The organism is Delftia sp. Lp-1 (assembly GCF_020523835.1).
GTDB classification, from domain to species: Bacteria; Pseudomonadota; Gammaproteobacteria; order Burkholderiales; family Burkholderiaceae_C; genus Comamonas; species Comamonas acidovorans.
This window is the reverse complement of the sequence record NZ_JAJALJ010000001.1, coordinates 2,767,856-2,786,818: the sequence shown is the minus strand read 5'-3', so window position 1 is coordinate 2,786,818 and position 18,963 is coordinate 2,767,856. Positions and strand designations below refer to the sequence as shown.

The following is an 18,963-nucleotide window of genomic DNA, read 5'->3' as shown; positions in this document are numbered from 1 at the left end:
ATGCCGTCGCACGCCATGGCCGCCGCGCCGCTGCCGGATGAACTGGATGTGCTCGTCGTGGGCGCAGGGCCGGCGGGCGCGGCCGTTGCCGCGCAACTGGCAGGGCACTGCCGCGTGGCGCTGGTAGGACGCGCCGTGCAGGCTGGGCGGGCCATTGGCGAAACCCTGCCCGCTGCGGCCCGGGTGATTCTGTCCGACCTGGGCGTGTGGGATGCGTTCGCGGCACAGGGCCACCGTCCCGCCTGGTCGCGGCGGTCATTGTGGGGAAGCTCCGAGGTCATCTTTCAGGACGCGCTGTTCGACCCGCATGGCGCGGGCTGGCACCTGGACCGAAAGCGCTTCGACGCCATGCTGCTGGAGGCTGCGCGCAGCCGTGGCGTGCCCTGCCTGGTGCCCGCCACGCTGCGCAGCCTGCAGCGCCAGCCGCCAGGCGCACCCATGCGCTGGCGCTGCCTGATCGATAGGGCGCAGGGCGACCCGGCGCACTGCCCGTTGGAGCTGTCCTGCCGCATCGTGGTCGATGCCACGGGCCGCGCGGCCCGCGTGGCCCGGCAGGTTGGCGCCCAGGCCCACCGTGGTGGCCGCCTGGTCTGCTTTCACGCCTGGGTGGAGCCGCCATCGCATGAGCATGCAGGCACCACCATGATCGAGTCGGATGCCGAAGGCTGGTGGTACAGCGCCGACCTGCCCGATGGCAGTTGCGTGATTGCCTGGCAGACCGATATCGACCTGCCTGAAGCCCGGCGCCTGCGCAGCACGGCCGATCTGTTGGAAATGGCGCATCACACGGCCCTGGTGAGCGCGCGCAGCAGGGGCAGCCGGCCGCTGGAGCCAATGCGCGTGGCCGCCGCCCACGAACAATGGCTTGATGCAGCCAGCGGGCCGGACTGGCTGGCCGTTGGCGATGCAGGCCTGTCCTTCGATCCCCTGGCATCGCAGGGCCTGCTCAACAGCCTGGTCACGGGCAGCGAGGCCGCCACGGCCGTGCGCCGCAGCCTGGCGGGCGATGCCGATGCGCTGCAGTCCTGGAGTGCGTGGATCGGCACGATACGCGCTGCGTACCGTACCCATCACCAGCACTACTACGCGCTGGAGCAGCGCTGGGCGGCCGAGCCGTTCTGGACCCGCCGCCAGCAGGCTCCGGAGGCAGGGATCGGAGCCGACGTTACTGCCGCTCCAGCTTCGCCGTCTGCACGATCGCATTCCAGCGCTGGTACTCGGCCCGCGTGAATTCGCGGAAGGCCTTGGAGTCCAGCAGGCGCACTTCGCCGCCCAGTGCCGTCACCTTGGACTTGAAGTCGGCATGGCCCGCCACCTTGAGCGTGGCCTCTTCCAGGCGCTTGACGATGGCGGCCGGCGTGCCCTTGGGCGCTAGCACGCCGTTCCAGGTGCCGGTCACGAAGGTGGGGTAGCCGCTTTCCTTCATGGTCGGCACATCGGGCAGGGTGGGCAGGCGCTGCTCGGAGGTCACGGCCAGGGCCTTGAGCTTGCCCGACTGCACGAAGGGCAGGGCGGGCGTCACGTTCTCGAAGATGAAATCGATCTGGCCGCCCAGCAGGTCGGTCAGGGCCGGCGCGCTGCCCTTGTAGGGCACATGCACCATGTCCAACTGGGTGGCGCTCTTGAACAGCTCGCCCGACAGGTGGATCGTGGAGCCGCTGCCCGGCGAGCCATAGCTCATGCCGGTCTTTTGCGCGGCGGCGCGTGCCACCAGGTCCTTCACCGTCCTGGCGGGCGTGCGCGTCTCGTTGACGACCAGCACATTGGGAATGGTGGTCACCAGGGCCACGTACTCGAAATCGCCCAGGCTCTTCTCGCTCAGGTTCTTGTACAGGCTCTGGTTGATGGCCTGGGTGCCGGCCGTGCCGAACAGCAGCGTGTAGCCATCATTGGCCGCCGAAGCCACGCGGCTGGCGCCGATGGAGCCGTTGGCGCCGGAGATGTTTTCCACGATCACGGGCTGTCCCAGCGACTCGGACAGGCCCTGCGCCACCATGCGCGCCAGCACATCGGTATTGCCGCCAGGGGCGAAGGGCACGACCAGCTTGACGGGCCGGGCCGGGTAGGCATCCGCCCAGGCCTGGGGCAGGGGCAGCAGCGTGGCGCCGAGCAGAGCGGCAGCGCGCAGGAATTGCTTGCGTGAAAGAGTACGGGGCATGGGGGATGTCTCCTTGTCGGTGTTTTTGGTGGCGCAGCGGCTGGGGCTGGCGGCGGATTTTTCAGGCGGGCCAATGCTGGGCGGTGGCTGTCTTGACGTCAATCAATGTTTTGGCAGGACGTCATGCGGCGGGCGAATGACCTGTTCGGCCTTGCTCGGCAAATGAGAATGGATTGAACCGGCGTGCGCCCGTCATGGCTCCTGCAACCACGGCGCAAGCCTCCTGGACCCGCCCATGAACAAGGTCCGCCCCCTCTCCTGCATCCGCCCCCGACGCTGCCAACTGCCCGCACCCATGCGGCTTTGCGGCTCCTGCCTGCATCTGCACGGTGCGCCCCATGGCGTGGGCCGGCGCCCGCCGAGGCACCGGGGTGAGGTGGGCATTGCCGATGCCGATACAGCTCAGAAATCCGCCTTCAGGCTCACCGTCAGATTGCGCGGCTCGCCCCACCAGCCCTGGTTGTAGAAGCCGATCTGACTGTAGTACTGGCGGTCCAGCACGTTGTTGAGCTGCACGCTGGCCGACCAGGTGGGGTCGATGCGGTAGTGGGCCGAGAGGTTGACCACCAGGTAGCTGCCCTGGCCGACCTGCACGCTCTGGCGCAGCGGGTTGGTCACGTTCTGCCAGATGCGGCTTTGCCAGCGCAGGTTGCCGCCCAGGCTCAGGCCCTGCAGCGCACCCTCGAAGCTGCGCATGGCCGTGAGCTTGACCAGGCTGCGCGGGTGCGTGGTGTTGAAGGCGGCGCCGCTGGCGCTGCGTGCCGTGTAGTGCGTGTAGCTGGCGCCCATGCGCCAGCCCCGGGCCGGCTCGCCGCTGAGTTCCAGATCGATGCCGCGCACCTGGGCGCCCTTGACTCCCCGGTAGGCCTTCTGGTCCGTGGTGCCGTCGATGAATTCGCCCGTGTCCTGCGCCAGGTTGTCCTGGCGGGTCTGGAACAGCGCGGCAGAACCCTGCAGCCGGTCCTGCAGCCAGGAGCCCTTGAGGCCCAGCTCGAAGGCCTGGCCGGTGACGGGGTCCAGGATGCTGCCTTGCTTGTCGCGGTAGTTCTGGGGCGTGAAGATTTCCGTGTAGCTCAGGTAGGCCGTGTGCCGGGCATCGATGTCCCACAGCAGGCCGGCGTAGGGCGTGATTTCGTTGCTGTAGCGGTAGTCGCGCAGGCTGCCGAAGTAGTTCTGGCGCGTGGACCAGCGGCTCAGGCGGGCGCCGGCCACGGCCGTCCAGCCATCGGCCAGCGAGAAGCGCCCCACGGCATAGCCGCCGCTTTGGCGCATGCGGCTGTCGTCGCCGCCGTTGGAGACGTCGGACCAGCCCGGCTCGGCCAGGCTGCCGTTGCGCCAGTCGAGGAAGTTGTCCGTGGCAGGCGGCGTGCCCAGCGGTGCGTAGCGGCGGATGTCGATGTCGTCGCGCACATGGTTCCAGCCCACGGCAATCTCGTGCTGGCGCCCGAACAGCGCGACCGGGCCGCTGGCCGTGAGGTGCAGGCTGTCGCGCGAGCGGTCGCCCCGGTATTTGATGAAGGAGTTGGCCATGCCCAGGCCGGTGCTGGCGTCCGGCGCGCCGCCCCGGTAGACGTAGCGCATGTCGTAGTTGCCGTCGTTGCGGCTGTAGGCGGCGCGCAGCAGCCAGCGGTTGTCCAGGCGGTGGGTCAGGTCCAGCGTGGCCGTGGTGTTCTCGGTGCCGAAATGCGACCAGCGCGTGTTGTTGGACACCGAGCGGTCGAAGTCCGTGCGGCTGCCGTCCGCATAGAACAGCGGAAAGCCGGCGCCCATGCCGGGGCTGGTGTTCTTCTGGTATTCGAGGCTGGTCATGAGCCGGGTGGCGGGCGTCAGGGCCGCGCTGACCACGGCGTACAGGCCCTGCCTGCGCTGGCCAAAGTGGCTGACGTAGCTGTCGCTGTCCGATTGCACGGCCACGACGCGGCCATGCACGCGGCCTTCGCGGTCCAGCGGCAGGGACAGATCGGCCTCGGCGCGGCGCAGGTTCCAGCGGCCCAGCGTCAGCGAGGCATGGCCGCCCGCCGTCTCGCGCGGCTGTTTGCGCACGAAGTTCACCGTGGCTGACGGATCGCCCGAGCCATTGAGCAGGCCCGTGGCGCCGCGCACGATTTCCACGCGGTCGTAGAAGGCCGTGTCCATGTCGGTGGCGCCGAAGTTCCACAGGCTGTTGATGGGCGAGGCCAGGCCGTCGAACTGGAAGTTGCTGACGCCAAAGCCGCGCGAGGAAAACTGGTAGCGGTTGCTGTCGCTGCGGCTGACCGACAGGCCGGGGGCGGAGGCCTCCAGCGTCTGCGAGACCGTGAGCTGGCCGGCATCGTCCATGAGCTGGCGCGTAATCACGCTGACCGACTGCGGTGTCTCGCGCGCCGACAGTTGCAGGCCCGTGGCCGTGCCTGTGGCGCCGCTGGTGTAGCGCGCCGTGCCTTCGGTGGTGCCCGCATCGGCGGCGGCGCGCACGGTGACGGTGCCCAGTTCGGTGTCGCCTTTCCTGGCAGGGGGCCTGTCCTCGTCGGCGGCCCAGACTGCTGGCGCAGGGGCTGCACACAGGGCGCAGATCAGCAGGGACAGCGGGGTCCGCGCGACTTGGAGGTGTCGCGGGGTGGGGTCTTGAATACGAATGCTCATCATTTCCATGGTCCTGGGCGTGAGCCAGGATTGTGGGAAATGTGCGCCGCCGCCGCCTGTTCCAGGCGACGCCAGTCCTATGGTTTGCGACGCAGGCTGCCTTGGCTGGGCGCGTGGCCGAAGCGCTGGCGAAAGGCCGTGGCGAAATTGCTGGCGTGCTGAAAGCCCACGCAGTCGGCCGCTTCCTGCACGCTCCAGCCCTGTGCCAGCCGCTCGCGCGCCAATTGCATGCGGCGCTCGCGCAGCCAGCTGAACACGGTCTGGCCGTAGGCAGCCTGGAATTTTTCGCGCAGCGTGGTCGGGCTCATGCAGGCCAGGCGTGCCAGGTCGTCCAGGCTGTGCGCCTGGCCCGGCGCTGAATCCATGCACTCGCGCACGCGCTCCAGGCCGCGCCTGTCCCGGGGATGGATGCGCGGCGAGGGCACAGGCCGCGGCTGCGCATGTGCCTGCAGCGCGCAGGCCAGCACCTGCAGCGCAATGCCTTCGCGGTGCAGCCGGGCCAGGCTGCCGCTCCAGACGCCATCGAGCAGCTGGCGCAGCGACACCGCCAGGTGCTCGGGCAGCGACCAGGCATGCAGCGGCGGGCCGGACTGCCGCAGGGCATGGTGCAGCAGCTCGGCCAGTTCGGCATCGGCGCAGGCCTCGGGCGCCTCGATGGACAGGTTGAAGCCGCGCACCCTCTGGCCTGCCGCATGGGTGGCCTTGAGCACCTCGGTGTCGCCGCAGGAGAATGCCGCTGCGGCATGGCGCGTCACGCTCAGGGCCTTGCGGGCGTCGGGCAGCTGCAGCTCGGCCTGGCCGTCCAGCAGGACCACGGCGGTGAAGCGCCGCGGATGCTCGGACGTGGATTCATAGCCATGGTTGATGCGGATGTCGGAGCTGACCAGCTGCAGGCCCGAAGGCAGTTGGTGCTCCTGCACCTGGCCTTCGAAGATGCAATCGTTTTCGGAGACGGTGGAGAGAAAGCGCACGCTGAAACCGTGGCGCTGGCGCATGGCGTCGAGCTGCGCCGTGGTGTAGCGCTGGGAAGGGGCGGGCATGGGCGGAGGCGGAAAGGCGGTGGCGGGAAGCGCTCGCTGCAGTGAACGCTTCTCATTATCGCTGCAGGCTTGCTACGGCCCTGCGGCGGCCACGGCCCGTGGCGTCCAGCCCGCAGATGCGCAGGCTCAGGGCAGGGCGCAGACAAAGCTGGCCGCATCCTCCACATTGCCCGTGCCGGCGGCTGCGCCCTCAAACCTGTACCTGGCAATCTTCGGATACGGGCACAGCGGGCGCGTGCGCTGCGGAAAGTCCGCGCTGGACGGCAGGGCCCTGGCGGCGATGGTGTCCGGGGCGATGCCTTTCTCCACCCAGTCGACCATGGCCTGTATGGAGTCGAAGCTGTCCGTGGCCGGGCCGCCCGAGCAATGGTTCATGCCCGGTACGAGGAAGGTGCGCGCAAAGTCCTGCGTGGCCTGCATGCCGCCGTTGTTGGCGGCCAGGCGCTCGTAGTAGTCCAGCGTGTCCAGCGCCGAGAAGATGGGGTCGGACATGCCGTGGATGAAGAGCATCTTGCCGCCGTGCTGCCGGAAGGCCGTGAGCCGGTCATCCCGGTAGGTGTCATAGATGGCCGAGTAGGCCTGCATGCGCGCCGGGTCGGTGTCGAAATTGAAGGCCAGCGGGTTGAAGCCCAGGTCTGGCGGGGTGAGGAATTCGTTGACCAGCGCATCCACGATCAGCGTGATGTAGCGCGAATCCGGCGTGGCGGTGGTGGAGCTGCCCAGTGTCCAGGTGCGCCAGCCCGGCGCTGCCAGGCCCGGATCCCACGGCTGGCCCGCATACAGGGCCTGGCCTGCCGAGTTGCGCGGCCCGGCAAACACGTTTCTGAGCGCGTTCACCTGTCCGCTGCTCAGGCAGCTGCCGGTCTTGGCGCTGCCGCACTGCAGCACGCCGGGGTCGAAATGGCAGGCCTTGACGTGGTTCACCATGCCATCGGCCACGCCGTCGGCCGCATCGCAGGAGGCGGTCACGGCCTTGGCCACCAGGTTCAGGTCCTCGTTGCTGAAGGCCCGGGAGAGGATGCGCCGGCCGCTGCTGTCGGCCGGCGCGATGGCGTCGAACTCGATGGTGTTCCACATCGCGGCCACCGTGGCGCCGCTCGATACCCGCATGGCAGGGGCACCGGCCGTGATGGCGTCGAAGTAGTCGGGAAAGCGCTGCGAGAACACCATGCCCTGGCGTCCTCCGCCCGAGCAGCCTGAAAAATAGGAGTGCTCAGGCTTGCGCCCGTAGCGCGTGGAGATCAGCGATTTGGCCGCCACGGCGGTCTTGTCGTAGGCGTTGTAGGCGTGGTCCAGCCGGGCCTGAGGGTCGGCACCGAAGCTGGCCGTGGTGCCGGTGTGGCCCGCGTCGGTGGAGACCACCGCAAAGCCCTGGCCCAACGGTGAAGGCGTTGCGCCAGAGATGCTGGAGCTCAGCGAGGTGTCGCGCAGGATGCCGTCGTTGCCACCGCCGCCGATGAAGAGAAACCGGCCGTTCCATTGGTCCGGCAGGCTGAGCTGGAACCCGATGGCGTAGTTCTTTCCGTCCACGCCCACGCGCGGGTTGATGGCGCCGGTGACTACGCAGTGCCCGGGCAGCAGCGCGCCGGTGCTGGCGCCGCCCGGCCTGCGGGTGTCGGGCGGCACATAGCTGGTGGACAGCCGGGTTGCCGCAAGGCCTGCCCTGTCAGGCAGGTCGGCGCAGGCGGCCGCCGGCGTTTCCGCATCGGCCAAAGTGGGGCTGCTGCCACCGCCGCAGCCCGCCATGAGAAGGGATGCGGCAAAGGCGGCCGTGGATGGAAAAACGCGCCGCAAGGCGCGTGGGGCGTGGTCGGTTCGCATGGCTTGTGTCTCCTGTCGCCCGAGCGTAAGACCAGGGACGGAGGGGCCATGTCATCTCAGAGGATGACGGGACAACCCGGCGTGGGTGCGCGCTGCCCCGCGCCCGGTTTCAGAGTTTGCGCAGCCGCTCCAACGCCGCGCGCAGCGTGCTGTCTTGCTTGGCAAAGCAAAAGCGCACCACGCGCTGGTCGAAGCCGTCGCCATAGAAGGCCGATAGCGGGATGGCCGCCACGCCATGCTCCCGGACCAGCCACTGGCAGAACGCGGCTTCGTCCAGGTCCGACACGGCCGAGATGTCGGCGCAGACGAAGTAGGTCCCCGCCGTGGGCAGCAGGCGCAGGCGCGAGCCTTCCAGGCCCTGGCAGAACAGGTCGCGCTTGGCCTGGTAGAAGGCGGGCAGCTGCAGGTAGGGCGCAGGGTCGGCCATGTAGCTGGCCAGGCCCGCCTGCATGGGCGTGTTGACGGTGAAGACGTTGAACTGGTGGACCTTGCGGAACTCGGCCGTGAGCGCGGCCGGCGCGGCGACGGTGCCCACCTTCCAGCCCGTGACATGGTAGGTCTTGCCGAAGCTGGAGACGATGAAGGCGCGCGCCGCCAGGCCGGCAAAGCGCGCGGCGCTCTGGTGCTGGCGGCCGTCGTAGACCATGTGCTCGTAGACCTCGTCGCTGATCAGCAGCACGTCGGTGGGCGCCAGCAGCTCCTGCAGCTGCAGCATCTCGGCATCGCTCCAGATGGTGGCGCTGGGGTTGTGCGGGCTGTTGATGATCAAAAGCCGTGTGCGTGGCGTGATGGCGGCGGCAATTTTGGCGAAGTCGGGCTTGAAGCTGCCCGGCGTCAGCGGCACGCGCACGGGCACGCCGCCGGCCAGCTCGATGTTGGGTACGTAGCTGTCGTAGCAGGGGTCGAGCACGATGACCTCATCGCCCGCATGCACGGTGGCCAGGATGGCGGTGAGGATGGCCTGCGTGGCGCCGGCCGTGACCGTGATCTCGGTGCCCGCGTCGTAGCGGCGGCCGTACAGCGCCTCCATCTTGTCGGCCATGGCCTGGCGCAGCTGCGGCAGGCCGGGCATGGGCGGGTACTGGTTGTGGCCGGCCTGCATGGCGGCCGTGACGGCATCGACCAGCCTGGGGTCGCAGCCGAAGTCGGGGAAGCCCTGGCCCAGGTTCACCGCCTGGTGTTCGGCGGCCAGCGCCGACATGGTGGTGAAGATGGTCGTGCCCACATGGGGCAGGCGGCTGGGGAAGGCGGGCGTGCGGGGCGTGGCAGAGGTCATGGCGGAGGCAGCGGAAAACGGGAACGGGCCCGCGCTGCGGGCCCGGTGGGGCGGAGGATCAGAGTTCGTAGTCGTGCACGTGGCCGCTCATGGCGCGCATGATCAGGTCGCGCGTCAGGCGGTCGCTGAGCAGTTCGGCGAAGCGGTAGACGAAGTTGCGCAGATAGGCGCCGCGCTTGATGGCCACGCGCGCCACGCTCTGGCCGAACAGATGGCCCATGGGGCGCACCACGAGGTCGTTGACCGGATCGTCGCGCATGGCCATCTCGGCCACGATGCCGATGCCCAGGCCCAGGCGCACATAGGTCTTGATCACGTCGGAGTCAATGGCCTCCAGCACGATGCGCGGACGCAGCCGACGCGTGGCGAAGGCCTGGTCGATCTTGCCGCGCCCGGTGAACGAGGGGTGGTAGGTGATCAGCGACTCATGGGCGATGTCGTCCAGCGTGATGCGCTCCTTCTGCGCCAGCGGATGGCCCGTGGGCATGACCAGCACGTGCTGCCATTCGTAGCAGGGCAGGGTGACGAGATCGGGGTAGTCGGCCAGGGACTCGGTGGCCATGCCGATGTCGGCGATTTCGTCGATGACCATGCGCGCCACTTCGGCCGGCGTGGCCTGGTGCAGGCTGATGGTGACCTTGGGATACAGGTCGCGCAGCCGTGCCACGGCGGGCGGCAGCACGTAGCGGGCCTGGGTGTGGGTGGTGGCAATCGACAGCGTGCCGCTGTCCTGGGCGCTGTACTGCTCGCCGATGCGCTTGAGGTTGCCGATCTCGCGCATGATGAGTTCGATGCTCTTGAGCACCTCCAGGCCGGGTTCGGTGATGCGCTTGAGGCGCTTGCCGTGGCGCGCGAAGATGTCGATGCCCAGCTCCTCCTCCAGCTCGATGATGGCCTTGGAGACGCCGGGCTGCGAGGTGTGCAGGGCCTTGGCCGCCTCGGTGAGGTTGAGGTTGCGGCGCGCCGCTTCTTGGACGAATCGGAATTGGTGCAGGTTCATGGCGGTGACAGCTGGGTGCAGCGCGCCATTATGCTGCATTTATATAAAGAAGCGATTCGTTATTTCAGCTTCCTGACCTGCCGGAAGGCTCCATGGCCGCCAACGCCAGCTCTGCCAACAGGGCCGTGACACGTGGATGCTCGCCCACGGCCGGCTCCAGTTCCACGGTCACCTGTGGGTGGGTGTCGCGGATCTCCTGCACCAGCTTGGGGATGTCCTCGCGCGCATGCTTGCCCGTGCCCAGGAACAGGGGCAGCACGGTGATGTGCGTCGCGCCCGCCTCGATCAGCCCGCGCGCGGCGGTGGGCAGGTCGGGCGCACAGGCTTCCAGGTAGGCGCATGCAGCCAGGCCGTGGGGCCGCGTTTGCCGGACGGCGCCGAGCACGGCCTCGATGGGCTGGCGCCACAGGGCGTCGCGGGAGCCGTGGGCCAGCAGGATCAGGCCGGCAATGCCGGCCGCTGTTGTGTCGTTTTGCATGGCAACGGATCTAGCGGCGCAGCACCAGCCAGGTGAACGCGGTCAAGGAAAGAAGGCTGTAGAGCAGGCCCGGCGCTGCAGCGGTCAGCCAGGGCGACCAGGTCTGCAGCGTGCCGATGTAGCCGAACACGTTGTTCAACAGGAAGAAGCTGATGCCGGCCATGACGCCGCCGAACACATAGGCCGCGATGCCGCCCGAGCGGAAATGCAGATAGGCAAAGGGCAGGGCCAGCACCACCATCACCAGGCAGCTCATGGGGTAGAAGACCTTGCGCCAGAACTCGATCTCGTACTTCTGCGCGGCCTGGCCGTTGGCCTCCAGGTGGCGCACGTACTGAAACAGCGAAATGGTGGACATGCGGTCGGGCTTGAGCAGCGCGGCCGTGACCATTTCGGCGCTGATGCCGGTCTTCCAGACCAGGCTGTCCTCCTTCTCGCGCAGCAGCACCATGCCTCCGTCGGCCTTGGCCTTCAGGTGGCTGGCCTCAACGCCCTGGAGCTTCCAGGATTCGCCATCCTCGCTGACCTGCGCCGCCTGCGCATGGATCTGGGCCGAGATGCGGCCCTGGCCGTCAAAGTCGAAGATGCGCACGTTGGAGAAATCACCGGGCCCGCGGATGGCGCGCACGTTGATGGCGATGGAGTGATCGCCCTGGCGTTCCTTGAGCCAGGCACCCGTGGCGCCGCGCGACAGCTGGGCCAGGTGGATGGCGCGGATGTTCTGGCCCGCGTTCTCGGCCGCCGGCGCCAGGTAGTCGCCCGTGCCGAAGGTGGCCAGCACAAAACCCAGGCCCAGCACCATCAGCGTGCGCAGCGCCAGCCAGGGGCCCATGCCGCTGGTGCGCATGATGGTGAATTCCGAGCTCTGGGCAAAGCGCGCCATCACGTAGATGGTGCCGATCAGCACGGTGATGGGCATCAGCTCGTACAGGTGGCTGGGGATGCGCAGCACCACGAAGAGCAGGGCGTGCGTGATCTGGTAGCCGTTGTCGCCTCCGCGCCCGACCCAGCGCAGCTCATCGACCAGATCGAAGAAGAAGAACAGCGCCAGGAAGGCCAGCGTCACATAGCTGACGGCCGCGATGATGTCGCGGTACAGCAGGTTTCTCAGAACTCTCATCAGGGCACCGCCTTTGCGTCGTCCAGGGCAGCCGGCTTGCAGGGCCTGCGCCACAGGTCGCGCGGCGACCAGCGCTTGTGCCGTACCAGCAGCACCAGCAGTGCCAGCAGCAATGTTCCACCGTGCAGCAGGGCCGTCATGGCGGGCATGCTCAGCTTGCCCGAGGCCACCCAGTTCTCGCCCAGCGTCATCAGGTTGTAGTACACGATGAAGGCGAACAGCGCGAGCATGAGGCTGCCGCTGCCACCAGCGCGCGGGTTCACGCTGGCCACGGCCAGGCCCAGGATCACGAAGTTCAGCGCCGCCAGCGGCAGGCCTATGCGCCAGCCCAGCTCGGCGCGGTAGATGGGTTCGGTGCGCGGCAGCAGCTCATGCGTGTAGGTGCTGCGAGCGGCCATTTCCTCGGCAGCGGCCAGATTGTTGCCGCCGCCGAGCTGCGTGCCGTATTCCTTGAACTCGCTGATCTTCACCGAGCCGTCGCTGGTCTGCGTTTCCATGCGCTGGCCGTCGGTCAGCACGGCCATGCGTTCGCCCTTGACCACTTCCAGCCGCGCCCCGCGCGCCGAGGTCACGGACTCGCGCCCGCGCTCATTGGCCACGATGAACACATTGTTGGCTGCGGTGGCGCTGGGTACGTCCTTGTCGATGAAGAACACGCGCGAGCCGCCCGCAGACTCCTGGAACTCGCCGGGGGCGATGCGGTCAATGTCGCTGCGCTGCTCGAACTGGGTCTTGATCTGCTCGATCTGCTGATTGGCCCAGGGCAGGATGCCCAGGCCCAGCACGGCGATCACGGCAAGCACCGGCCAGGCAAAGCGCAGCAGCGGGCGCAGCAGGCTGGCCAGTCCCTGGCCTGCGGCGAACCAGATCACCATCTCGCTGTCGCGGTACATGCGCGACAGCGAGCCGACCACGGCCACGAAAAGCCCCAGGCCCAAAATCGTGGGCAACTGGCCAAGCACCGTATAGCCCATGACCAGCAGAACGTCGGAAGGGCTGACATTGCCCTTGTAAGCCTGGCCCAGCGTGCGGATCAGCATCATGGTCATGACGACCGTGATCAGCACCACGACCGTGGCACCGAAGCTGCGGGCCAGCTCTTTGCGTATGGATGAATCGAATAACATTGGCTGAAAGGAAAACGCCGATTATGAACTTTGAACTGAAGCCGTTGACGACTGCCGCAGCAGTACGTGAAAAGTGTGACCTGTTGTTGGTGCTGGTGACCGAAGCCACGGTCACGGGCAGCGACGCGCTGTCCACCCTGGTCGCACACGCGGTCAAGGCCGGAGATTTCGAAACGGCAGCCGGCAAACAGCTGGCACTGTACGGCCTGCCTGCCGTTGCTGCACGCCGAGTCGTGCTGCTGGGCGCGGGCAACGGCTCGGCACGGGAAGTGCGCCAGGCCGTGGCCGGCGCAGGTGCCGCGCTCAAGGCGACCGGTGTTGGCAAGGCCTTGCTGTGCTTTGGCTTTGAGGCGGCAGGTCCTGCCGTTGCTGCCGCCGTTCTGGCGGCGGCCGATGCCTGCTACAGCTATACCCACACCAAGCCGCAGGCCAAGCCCGTGGCGCTCAAGAAGCTGGTGATTGCCGCAGCCGTCAAGGCGGGCGACAAGAATGGCGTTGCCGACGCTTTCAAGACCGCCGTGGCCCAGGCCGAAGGCATGACCCTGGCACGCGAATGGGCCAATCGCCCCGCCAACCACGCCACGCCCACCTTGCTGGCTGACGCGGCCCGCGCCCTGGCCAAGCTGCCCGGCATCAGCTGCAAGATCCACGGCCCCGCCGAAGTCGCCAAACTCGGCATGGGCGCTTTCATGGCCGTGGCCCAGGGATCGGAGCAGCCGCTGCGCTTCATCGAACTGCACTACAACGGCGGAACCAAGGGCGCCGCGCCCGTGGTGCTGGTCGGCAAGGGCATCACTTTCGATACCGGCGGCATCTCCCTCAAGCCTGCCGCTGAAATGGACGAGATGAAGTTCGACATGGGCGGTGCCGCCAGCGTGCTGGGCGTGTTCCATGCGCTGGCCCGGCTGCAGCCGGCCGTCAATGTCGTCGGCCTCATTCCGGCGTCCGAGAACATGCCCGGCGGCGCTGCCGTCAAGCCGGGCGACGTGGTCACCAGCATGAGCGGCCAGACCATAGAAATCCTCAACACCGATGCCGAAGGCCGCCTCGTGCTCTGCGATGCGCTGACCTACGCTGCCCGCTTCAAGCCCCGCGCCATGGTGGACATTGCCACGCTGACCGGCGCCTGCGTCATCGCCCTGGGCGGGCTGCGCAGCGGCATGTTCTCGCCCAGCGACGAACTGGCCCGCGCGCTGGAGCAGGCCGGCGATGCGGCACTGGACCCCTGCTGGCGCATGCCGCTGGACGAGGAGTACGGCGAAGGCCTCAAGAGCAATTTCGCCGACATGGGCAATGTGGCTGGCCGCGCGGGTGGCGCAGTCACGGCAGCCAAGTTCCTGCAGCGCTTTGTGGGCGACATTCCCTGGGCGCACCTGGACATCGCCGGCACGGCCTGGAAGAGCGGCGCCGCCAAGGGCGGTACAGGCCGCCCCGTGGGCCTGCTGCTGCACTATCTGCTGGCCGGCATCGATGCTGGCAAGGCGCAGGCCAAGGCTGCTGCATCCCATAAAGCTGCTGCACCCAAGAAGCCGGTGCCATCCAAGGCAGGATCTGCCAGCCGCCGCAAGGCGGCAGTTGCCGCTCAGCCGGAGCAGGCATGAGCGCATCGTCCCCGTCAGCCCGGGCCTGTTTGAAGGGAGCATCGCTTGACTGAAGTGGCGTTCCATTTCAACGCGCCCGACAAGCTGGCCTATGTCTGCCGTCTGGCGCGCAAGGCGCTCAGGCACCGCACGCAACTGGTGGTGCTGGGGTCGCCGCCGCTGCTCAAGGCCTTGTCGCCCAGGCTATGGAGTGTCTCGCCCACCGACTTCCTGGCCCATGCGGGCGAAGGCGATGGGGCAGACATCATGGCCTTCTCGCCCATTGTTCTGCTGGAGCGGCTGGACGGCGCGCCCCACCACGATATGCTGGTCAACCTGGGCGGCGAAGTGCCCGAAGGATTCGAGCGCTTTGCGCGTGTCGTCGAAGTGGTTTCCGCCACCGACGAGGAAGACCGCCACCTGGCCCGGCAGCGCTGGAAGCACTATGCGGCCCAGGGTATTTCCATCAAGCGCCATGACCTGGTCCTCAAGGAGTAAGCCATGAGCGCTCCTCCCTCCAAAACCCCACCGCGCTTTGTTCCCACGCTCACCGATGTCGTTGCGGTGGATGCGGTGCAGGCACCGGTTCAGGCGGTCGAACCCCCGGCACCCCTGGCACCCCCCGTGTCCGAACTGCCGCTGACTGACGAAGCGACGCCCTGGGCCAGCGAAGGCATGCTGGCGCCTCGGCGTGGCGTGGTCGCCCTGCCTGCGTCCCTGCCGCCGCTGCCGCAGGACCTGGAACCGCAGCGGCCCATGGTCACCGAGCAAGCTGCACCCGAGGAAATCCCGACACCTGCAATGCAGCCCGTGCTCTCGGACTATCAGCCGCCCAGCGCCCCGTCCGTGGAAATGCAATTGGCCCAGGAAGGCCGTCTGGCCGAAATGGCTGATGTGGCTGGTGCGGCAGATGTTGCAGGTGCGGCAGATGTGGCTGCAGCGGGCGACGCGGCACCGGCCGGGGAAGTGGTCCCTGCCGACCTGGTGGCCCCGGTGGTGCAGGCTGTCGTGGCAGAGGCGGCTGCCGCGCCGACGCCGGCTTCCCCCGCCATGCCGGCAGCCCCCACCATGGAGTCCATCTGGGACAGTCATGCGCAGCAGGTCACCGAGGAATATCTGGTCCATCGCCTCATGCAGCGTGTGGACCTGGTGCTGGACCAGCGCCTGCGCGACGCCATTGCCACCGTGGTTCAGCAGCAGACTCGGTCCATCGTCGTGCGTCTGCGCGAGGAGGTGGAATCCGTCGTGCGCCAAGCCGTCTATGAGGCGGTGGCCGATGAACTGGCCTTTCGCGCCACGGCCGCACGTGGCGACTCCGGCCAGGGCGGCCGTTGAGTGCAGGGCAAGGGCGGGTGGCGCAAGCCCCCGCCTGATCCGGTCGTCAGCCTGCGCGGGCCGGGCCTGAGAACACCTCGGGATTGAGGATGTTGCTGGGCTGCCCCGCAACGAAGTTCACCACATTGTCGAAGGCAGCGCGAAAGTACAGCTCGTAGCTGTCCTGCTCCACGTAGCCGATGTGCGGCGTGCAGATGCAGTTCTCCAGCCGCAGCAGCGCATGGCCCTGGAGGATGGGCTCGCTCTCGAACACGTCCACGGCCGCCAGGCCCGGCCGGCCTCGGTTGAGCGCACCCAGCAGGGCATCGGCCTCCACCAGCTCCGCGCGCGAGGTGTTCACGAACAGGGCGGTCGGCTTCATGCGTGCCAGATCCTGCGCCGTGACGATGCCGCGTGTGGCCTCATGCAGGCGCAGATGCATGGACAGCACGTCGGATTCGGTGAAGAAAGCCTCGCGCGAGTCCGCAGCCGCAAAGCCATCGGCCTGCGCCTTCTGGCGCGAGCTTTCGCTGCCCCAGACCAGAACCTGCATGCCGAAGGCATGGCCGTAGTGCGCGACCAGCCGTCCAATGCGGCCGTAGCCCCAGATGCCCAGCGTGCGCCCGTGCAACACGCTGCCCAGTCCGAAATTCGCAGGCATGGACGCAGCCTTGAAGCCCGATTGCTGCCATGCGCCGTGCTTGAGGTTGGCGATGTACTGCGGCAGCCGCCGCGTGGCCGCCATGATCAGCGACCAGGTCAGCTCTGCCGGCGCAATGGGCGAGCCCACGCCCTCGGCAATCGCAACGCCCTGGTCGGTACAGGCCTGCACATCGATATGGGCGCCGGCCTTGCCGGTCTGCGCGATCAGCTTCAGGCGCGGAAGCTTTTCCAGCAGCTGCCGGCTGATCTGCGTGCGCTCGCGGGTCAGCACGATGATGTCCGCATCGCGCAACCGCACCGACAGCTGGCCAACGCCCTTGACGGTATTGGTGAAGACCTTGGCGTTGAAGGGCTCCAGCAGACGAGCACAGTCCAGCTTGCGCACGGCGTCCTGGTAGTCGTCAAGAATGATGATGTTCATTGCCTGTGAATCTGTCATAAGCCTTTGATTTATCTCCGGTTTGCCGCGTAAGATGTTGTCGGCAAATGATTTATTCCATTCCTGCGCTTACCTTTGCGCTTCATCTGCACTTGCCTGGACTCGTCTACACTTCACCGCTCGGTATAGATTTTGTGTAGGTTTTTCCGGCACTCAAGGTGTAGCTTCAGATGTTCTTTGACGCACGTTCAGCCAAGACCCTAAAGCAGGGCGAACACATTGTCGTACAAGGTTGCCCAGGCTTGAGGCTCGAAGCGACGGCCAGTACGAAATCTTGGACCTATCGTTACAGAAGCTTGGCGGATTCAGCAAAGCTCAAGCAGGTCAAGCTCGGCCAATGGCCAGCCATGTCGCCAGCCCAGGCTGCAGCCGAATGGCAGGCAGCACGGGACCTGCGTGAGCAGGGAAGAGATCCAGCGGATGAGCGAAAGCTGGCGCGCAAGGCTTTGGCGCAACCGGTTGCACAGGTTTACACATTGGCCAAGCTGGTGGACGACTATGCCGCCCGGTATCTCATGGTCAACCGGGAGGCCAAGGGCGCCCGCAACATCGAGCAGCGTCTGCGCAATGCGATCTCGGGACGGGAGTCGACATCCGTGGCCGAGGTGGGGCGCTCTTTTGTCTACGACGTCATTGAAGGTCTGGCCGACCGCCCCGTCTTGGCCAAGTCCGTGAAGACGGAGATGGCAGCTGCATGGCGCGTGGGGCTGGAGTCAGGGCGAATTCCGGACGGCATGCCCAACTGGTGGGCGGAACGCACGTCCCACAAACTGCGCAGCAAAGGCGCAGTGCGCGATGGAAAACACAAAGGCACCAGCAAACGCGTGCTGAGCGGCGCGGAGATCAAGACGCTGATCGGCAGCGAGCTGTCGATGTTCAGCCAGCAGGTTCAGGATTTCCTGACGCTGCAGCTGTGGACATGCACGCGAGGCGGGGAGATCTGCCAGATGCAGAAGAAGCAGTTGTTGGAGGAGGGGGGTGTGCTTTGGTGGACCGTGCCCAAGGAGGCAATGAAGATTCGGCACGTTGAGGTCGCACATGACCTGCGTGTGCCTTTGTTCGGTCGTGCCGAGCAGATCGTGCGTCGTCTGCTGGCGAATGAGGGGCCATGGCTGTTCCCGAGCATCGGGCGCGATGGTGTGCTGAAAGGGCAGACCCAGGCCTACATGCAGACCAAGGTGCACTATCTGCAGCCTTACAGCAAGACGAAGCCCGAGCACAAGCGGGCGCGGCTGACCGTGACGCATTGGTCACCGCATGATCTTCGGCGGACGGGGCGCACCATTCTTGCGTCGATGGGCTGTCCGCATGAGGTTGGGGAGGCGATCCTTGGCCACGTCCTCCCTGGCGTGGCGGGCGATTACAACCTGTACCGGTACGACGCCGAGCGCGGCCATTGGCTGGCGGCGCTCGATGCGAAGTTGGAGGAGTTCATCGGGGCTTAGGGGCACCGGTGTTCTCGGGTGGCAGCAGCTCAGACGCTGGCCGCCGGGCGGACCAGTCATCGAGCTCCGCGCGCAGCCAGCCAACGCGCCTGGCAGACAGCTGGCGTGGCTGGGGGATCTGGCGCTCACGCACCAGTTGTTCGAAGGAACTGACGCTCAGCGCCACGTAGGCTGCGGCATGCTCGCGGCCGAGCACGGCAGGTGCAAAGTTCAGAGTGATGCTCTTGGACATGTTCGTCCTCAATGAAAAAGGCCCGCGGGTGCGGGCCAAGTGGGTGGTTCGTCGTTGTCGGGGAGCGGCGCGCGCTTGTCGCGCCAATCCTTGTGCTTCTTGCTGGCCATGGTCATGCCTACTTGGCCCTGATACCTGCATCCGCTTCGTAAAGCGTCTCGGCTACTTCGAGCAGGCGCACAGTGTCAGGTGGGCTGCGTTTCGTTGGCGATGAGTTGCTCATTAGGTCGCCTTCCGCACAGACAGGGCGCTCGGGTGCGAAGTAAGGTGCCCAGGCCGCACACCATTTGCATAGTGTTTTTGTCCCAGACGCATGCTCGGCATGCTTTTCGCGGTCTCTTGTAGGTAGCAAGTGGGTGACGGTCCAGAGGATTTTTATGACTCGAATGCCTGCGCCACCACCAGCACTGTTCTCCAGACTTGTGGGCAACGACTCGGAGGTGTGGATAGTTCGTGGCCTTTCCTATGCCGAGGATGATCCAAGGTTCTACGCTGTATCCCTCATCGCCGAATCCGAGAAAGACTCGCTGTTTTCTTTTGAACTGGTTTTCGATGAGTACGCCGCTTTTTGCCGGGACCACGGGATAGTCTCCCCCGAGGCTGGGCCTATTGCGATGAACGCCGGGGGGCTTGCTTAGGCTCAGGCGA

18 protein-coding genes are annotated in these 18,963 nt (G+C 66.9%); 7 read left to right on the top strand and 11 right to left on the bottom strand.

What is annotated here, in order from left to right:
* Positions 1-1,230: an FAD-dependent monooxygenase gene (locus LGR64_RS12540; RefSeq protein WP_141836157.1), complete on the top strand. Its 1,230-nt coding sequence runs from the start codon at positions 1-3 to the stop codon at positions 1,228-1,230.
* Here the strand turns inward: LGR64_RS12540 and LGR64_RS12535 are convergent.
* Positions 1,166-2,158 (bottom strand): Bug family tripartite tricarboxylate transporter substrate binding protein, encoded by a 993-nt coding sequence (locus LGR64_RS12535; RefSeq protein ID WP_141836160.1) that lies wholly within the window; start codon positions 2,156-2,158, stop codon positions 1,166-1,168. The genes LGR64_RS12540 and LGR64_RS12535 overlap by 65 nt on opposite strands.
* Here LGR64_RS12535 and LGR64_RS12530 point away from each other — a divergent pair.
* Entirely contained in the window at positions 2,157-2,324 is a 168-nt protein-coding gene (locus tag LGR64_RS12530) for a hypothetical protein (protein WP_185751021.1), read from the top strand. The two genes, LGR64_RS12535 and LGR64_RS12530, sit on opposite strands and share 2 nt — an antisense overlap.
* Positions 2,325-2,560: 236 nt before the next feature.
* Here LGR64_RS12530 and fauA read toward each other — a convergent pair whose 3' ends face one another.
* From fauA to lptF, 8 genes are all read right to left on the bottom strand, one after another.
* Positions 2,561-4,783 (bottom strand): TonB-dependent alcaligin siderophore receptor FauA, encoded by a 2,223-nt coding sequence (fauA, locus tag LGR64_RS12525; RefSeq protein ID WP_141836164.1) that lies wholly within the window; start codon positions 4,781-4,783, stop codon positions 2,561-2,563.
* A gap of 74 nt (positions 4,784-4,857) precedes the next feature.
* Positions 4,858-5,820 carry a helix-turn-helix transcriptional regulator gene (locus tag LGR64_RS12520; protein ID WP_141836167.1) on the bottom strand — a complete coding sequence of 321 codons (963 nt, stop codon included), beginning with the start codon at positions 5,818-5,820 and terminating at the stop codon, positions 4,858-4,860.
* Between the two features lie 126 nt (positions 5,821-5,946).
* Positions 5,947-7,641, bottom strand: a complete 1,695-nt coding sequence (locus LGR64_RS12515; protein ID WP_141836170.1) for a tannase/feruloyl esterase family alpha/beta hydrolase — start codon at positions 7,639-7,641, stop codon at positions 5,947-5,949.
* A gap of 109 nt (positions 7,642-7,750) precedes the next feature.
* Positions 7,751-8,917: a pyridoxal phosphate-dependent aminotransferase gene (locus tag LGR64_RS12510; protein ID WP_034393073.1), complete on the bottom strand. Its 1,167-nt coding sequence runs from the start codon at positions 8,915-8,917 to the stop codon at positions 7,751-7,753.
* Between the two features lie 58 nt (positions 8,918-8,975).
* Positions 8,976-9,917 carry a CysB family HTH-type transcriptional regulator gene (locus LGR64_RS12505; RefSeq protein WP_034398475.1) on the bottom strand — a complete coding sequence of 314 codons (942 nt, stop codon included), beginning with the start codon at positions 9,915-9,917 and terminating at the stop codon, positions 8,976-8,978.
* Between the two features lie 64 nt (positions 9,918-9,981).
* A complete protein-coding gene (locus LGR64_RS12500; protein WP_088164892.1) occupies positions 9,982-10,395 on the bottom strand; it encodes a sirohydrochlorin chelatase in 414 nt (137 codons plus the stop codon).
* A gap of 10 nt (positions 10,396-10,405) precedes the next feature.
* A complete protein-coding gene (gene lptG, locus LGR64_RS12495) occupies positions 10,406-11,515 on the bottom strand; it encodes an LPS export ABC transporter permease LptG (RefSeq protein ID WP_141836173.1) in 1,110 nt (369 codons plus the stop codon).
* On the bottom strand, positions 11,515-12,642 hold the full coding sequence (lptF, locus tag LGR64_RS12490) for an LPS export ABC transporter permease LptF (protein ID WP_034393085.1): 1,128 nt from the start codon (positions 12,640-12,642) through the stop codon (positions 11,515-11,517). Before lptF ends, lptG begins: the two co-directional genes overlap by 1 nt.
* Before the next feature lie 23 nt (positions 12,643-12,665).
* Here lptF and LGR64_RS12485 point away from each other — a divergent pair, with 23 nt between their 5' ends.
* From LGR64_RS12485 to LGR64_RS12475, 3 genes are read left to right on the top strand one after another with little or no spacing between them, the layout of a single operon-like run.
* Entirely contained in the window at positions 12,666-14,243 is a 1,578-nt protein-coding gene (locus LGR64_RS12485) for a leucyl aminopeptidase (protein ID WP_141836176.1), read from the top strand.
* A gap of 45 nt (positions 14,244-14,288) precedes the next feature.
* Positions 14,289-14,720 carry a DNA polymerase III subunit chi gene (locus tag LGR64_RS12480; RefSeq protein ID WP_012205376.1) on the top strand — a complete coding sequence of 144 codons (432 nt, stop codon included), beginning with the start codon at positions 14,289-14,291 and terminating at the stop codon, positions 14,718-14,720.
* A gap of 3 nt (positions 14,721-14,723) precedes the next feature.
* Positions 14,724-15,557, top strand: coding sequence for a hypothetical protein (locus tag LGR64_RS12475; RefSeq protein WP_141836180.1), 834 nt, complete (start codon positions 14,724-14,726; stop codon positions 15,555-15,557).
* A 46-nt stretch (positions 15,558-15,603) separates the two neighbouring features.
* Here LGR64_RS12475 and LGR64_RS12470 read toward each other — a convergent pair whose 3' ends face one another.
* Positions 15,604-16,620 (bottom strand): D-2-hydroxyacid dehydrogenase family protein, encoded by a 1,017-nt coding sequence (locus tag LGR64_RS12470; RefSeq protein WP_063326267.1) that lies wholly within the window; start codon positions 16,618-16,620, stop codon positions 15,604-15,606.
* 188 nt (positions 16,621-16,808) lie between these two features.
* On the opposite strand from LGR64_RS12470, the gene LGR64_RS12465 reads away from it, so the two are divergent.
* The gene (locus LGR64_RS12465) at positions 16,809-18,083 is read left to right on the top strand and encodes a tyrosine-type recombinase/integrase (protein WP_230355634.1); all 1,275 of its coding nucleotides are present in this window, start codon (positions 16,809-16,811) and stop codon (positions 18,081-18,083) included.
* Here the strand turns inward: LGR64_RS12465 and LGR64_RS12460 are convergent.
* Positions 18,070-18,315, bottom strand: coding sequence for a helix-turn-helix transcriptional regulator (locus LGR64_RS12460; RefSeq protein WP_012205378.1), 246 nt, complete (start codon positions 18,313-18,315; stop codon positions 18,070-18,072). The two genes, LGR64_RS12465 and LGR64_RS12460, sit on opposite strands and share 14 nt — an antisense overlap.
* A 377-nt stretch (positions 18,316-18,692) precedes the next feature.
* Here LGR64_RS12460 and LGR64_RS12455 point away from each other — a divergent pair, with 377 nt between their 5' ends.
* Positions 18,693-18,953, top strand: coding sequence for a hypothetical protein (locus tag LGR64_RS12455; RefSeq protein ID WP_230355632.1), 261 nt, complete (start codon positions 18,693-18,695; stop codon positions 18,951-18,953).
* Positions 18,954-18,963 lie beyond the last annotated feature (10 nt).

Coding starts and splice junctions, on each gene's coding strand:
- LGR64_RS12500 (WP_088164892.1), bottom strand. CDS start 10,395: ATGCAAAACGACACAACAGCGGCCGGCATTGCCGGCCTGATCCTGCTG.
- LGR64_RS12470 (WP_063326267.1), bottom strand. CDS start 16,620: ATGAACATCATCATTCTTGACGACTACCAGGACGCCGTGCGCAAGCTG.
- LGR64_RS12460 (WP_012205378.1), bottom strand. CDS start 18,315: ATGTCCAAGAGCATCACTCTGAACTTTGCACCTGCCGTGCTCGGCCGC.
- LGR64_RS12520 (WP_141836167.1), bottom strand. CDS start 5,820: ATGCCCGCCCCTTCCCAGCGCTACACCACGGCGCAGCTCGACGCCATG.
- LGR64_RS12515 (WP_141836170.1), bottom strand. CDS start 7,641: ATGCGAACCGACCACGCCCCACGCGCCTTGCGGCGCGTTTTTCCATCC.
- LGR64_RS12475 (WP_141836180.1), top strand. CDS start 14,724: ATGAGCGCTCCTCCCTCCAAAACCCCACCGCGCTTTGTTCCCACGCTC.
- LGR64_RS12455 (WP_230355632.1), top strand. CDS start 18,693: ATGACTCGAATGCCTGCGCCACCACCAGCACTGTTCTCCAGACTTGTG.
- LGR64_RS12485 (WP_141836176.1), top strand. CDS start 12,666: ATGAACTTTGAACTGAAGCCGTTGACGACTGCCGCAGCAGTACGTGAA.
- lptG (WP_141836173.1), bottom strand. CDS start 11,515: ATGAGAGTTCTGAGAAACCTGCTGTACCGCGACATCATCGCGGCCGTC.
- LGR64_RS12510 (WP_034393073.1), bottom strand. CDS start 8,917: ATGACCTCTGCCACGCCCCGCACGCCCGCCTTCCCCAGCCGCCTGCCC.
- LGR64_RS12530 (WP_185751021.1), top strand. CDS start 2,157: ATGGGGGATGTCTCCTTGTCGGTGTTTTTGGTGGCGCAGCGGCTGGGG.
- LGR64_RS12465 (WP_230355634.1), top strand. CDS start 16,809: ATGTTCTTTGACGCACGTTCAGCCAAGACCCTAAAGCAGGGCGAACAC.
- LGR64_RS12505 (WP_034398475.1), bottom strand. CDS start 9,917: ATGAACCTGCACCAATTCCGATTCGTCCAAGAAGCGGCGCGCCGCAAC.
- fauA (WP_141836164.1), bottom strand. CDS start 4,783: ATGATGAGCATTCGTATTCAAGACCCCACCCCGCGACACCTCCAAGTC.
- LGR64_RS12535 (WP_141836160.1), bottom strand. CDS start 2,158: ATGCCCCGTACTCTTTCACGCAAGCAATTCCTGCGCGCTGCCGCTCTG.
- lptF (WP_034393085.1), bottom strand. CDS start 12,642: ATGTTATTCGATTCATCCATACGCAAAGAGCTGGCCCGCAGCTTCGGT.
- LGR64_RS12540 (WP_141836157.1), top strand. CDS start 1: ATGCCGTCGCACGCCATGGCCGCCGCGCCGCTGCCGGATGAACTGGAT.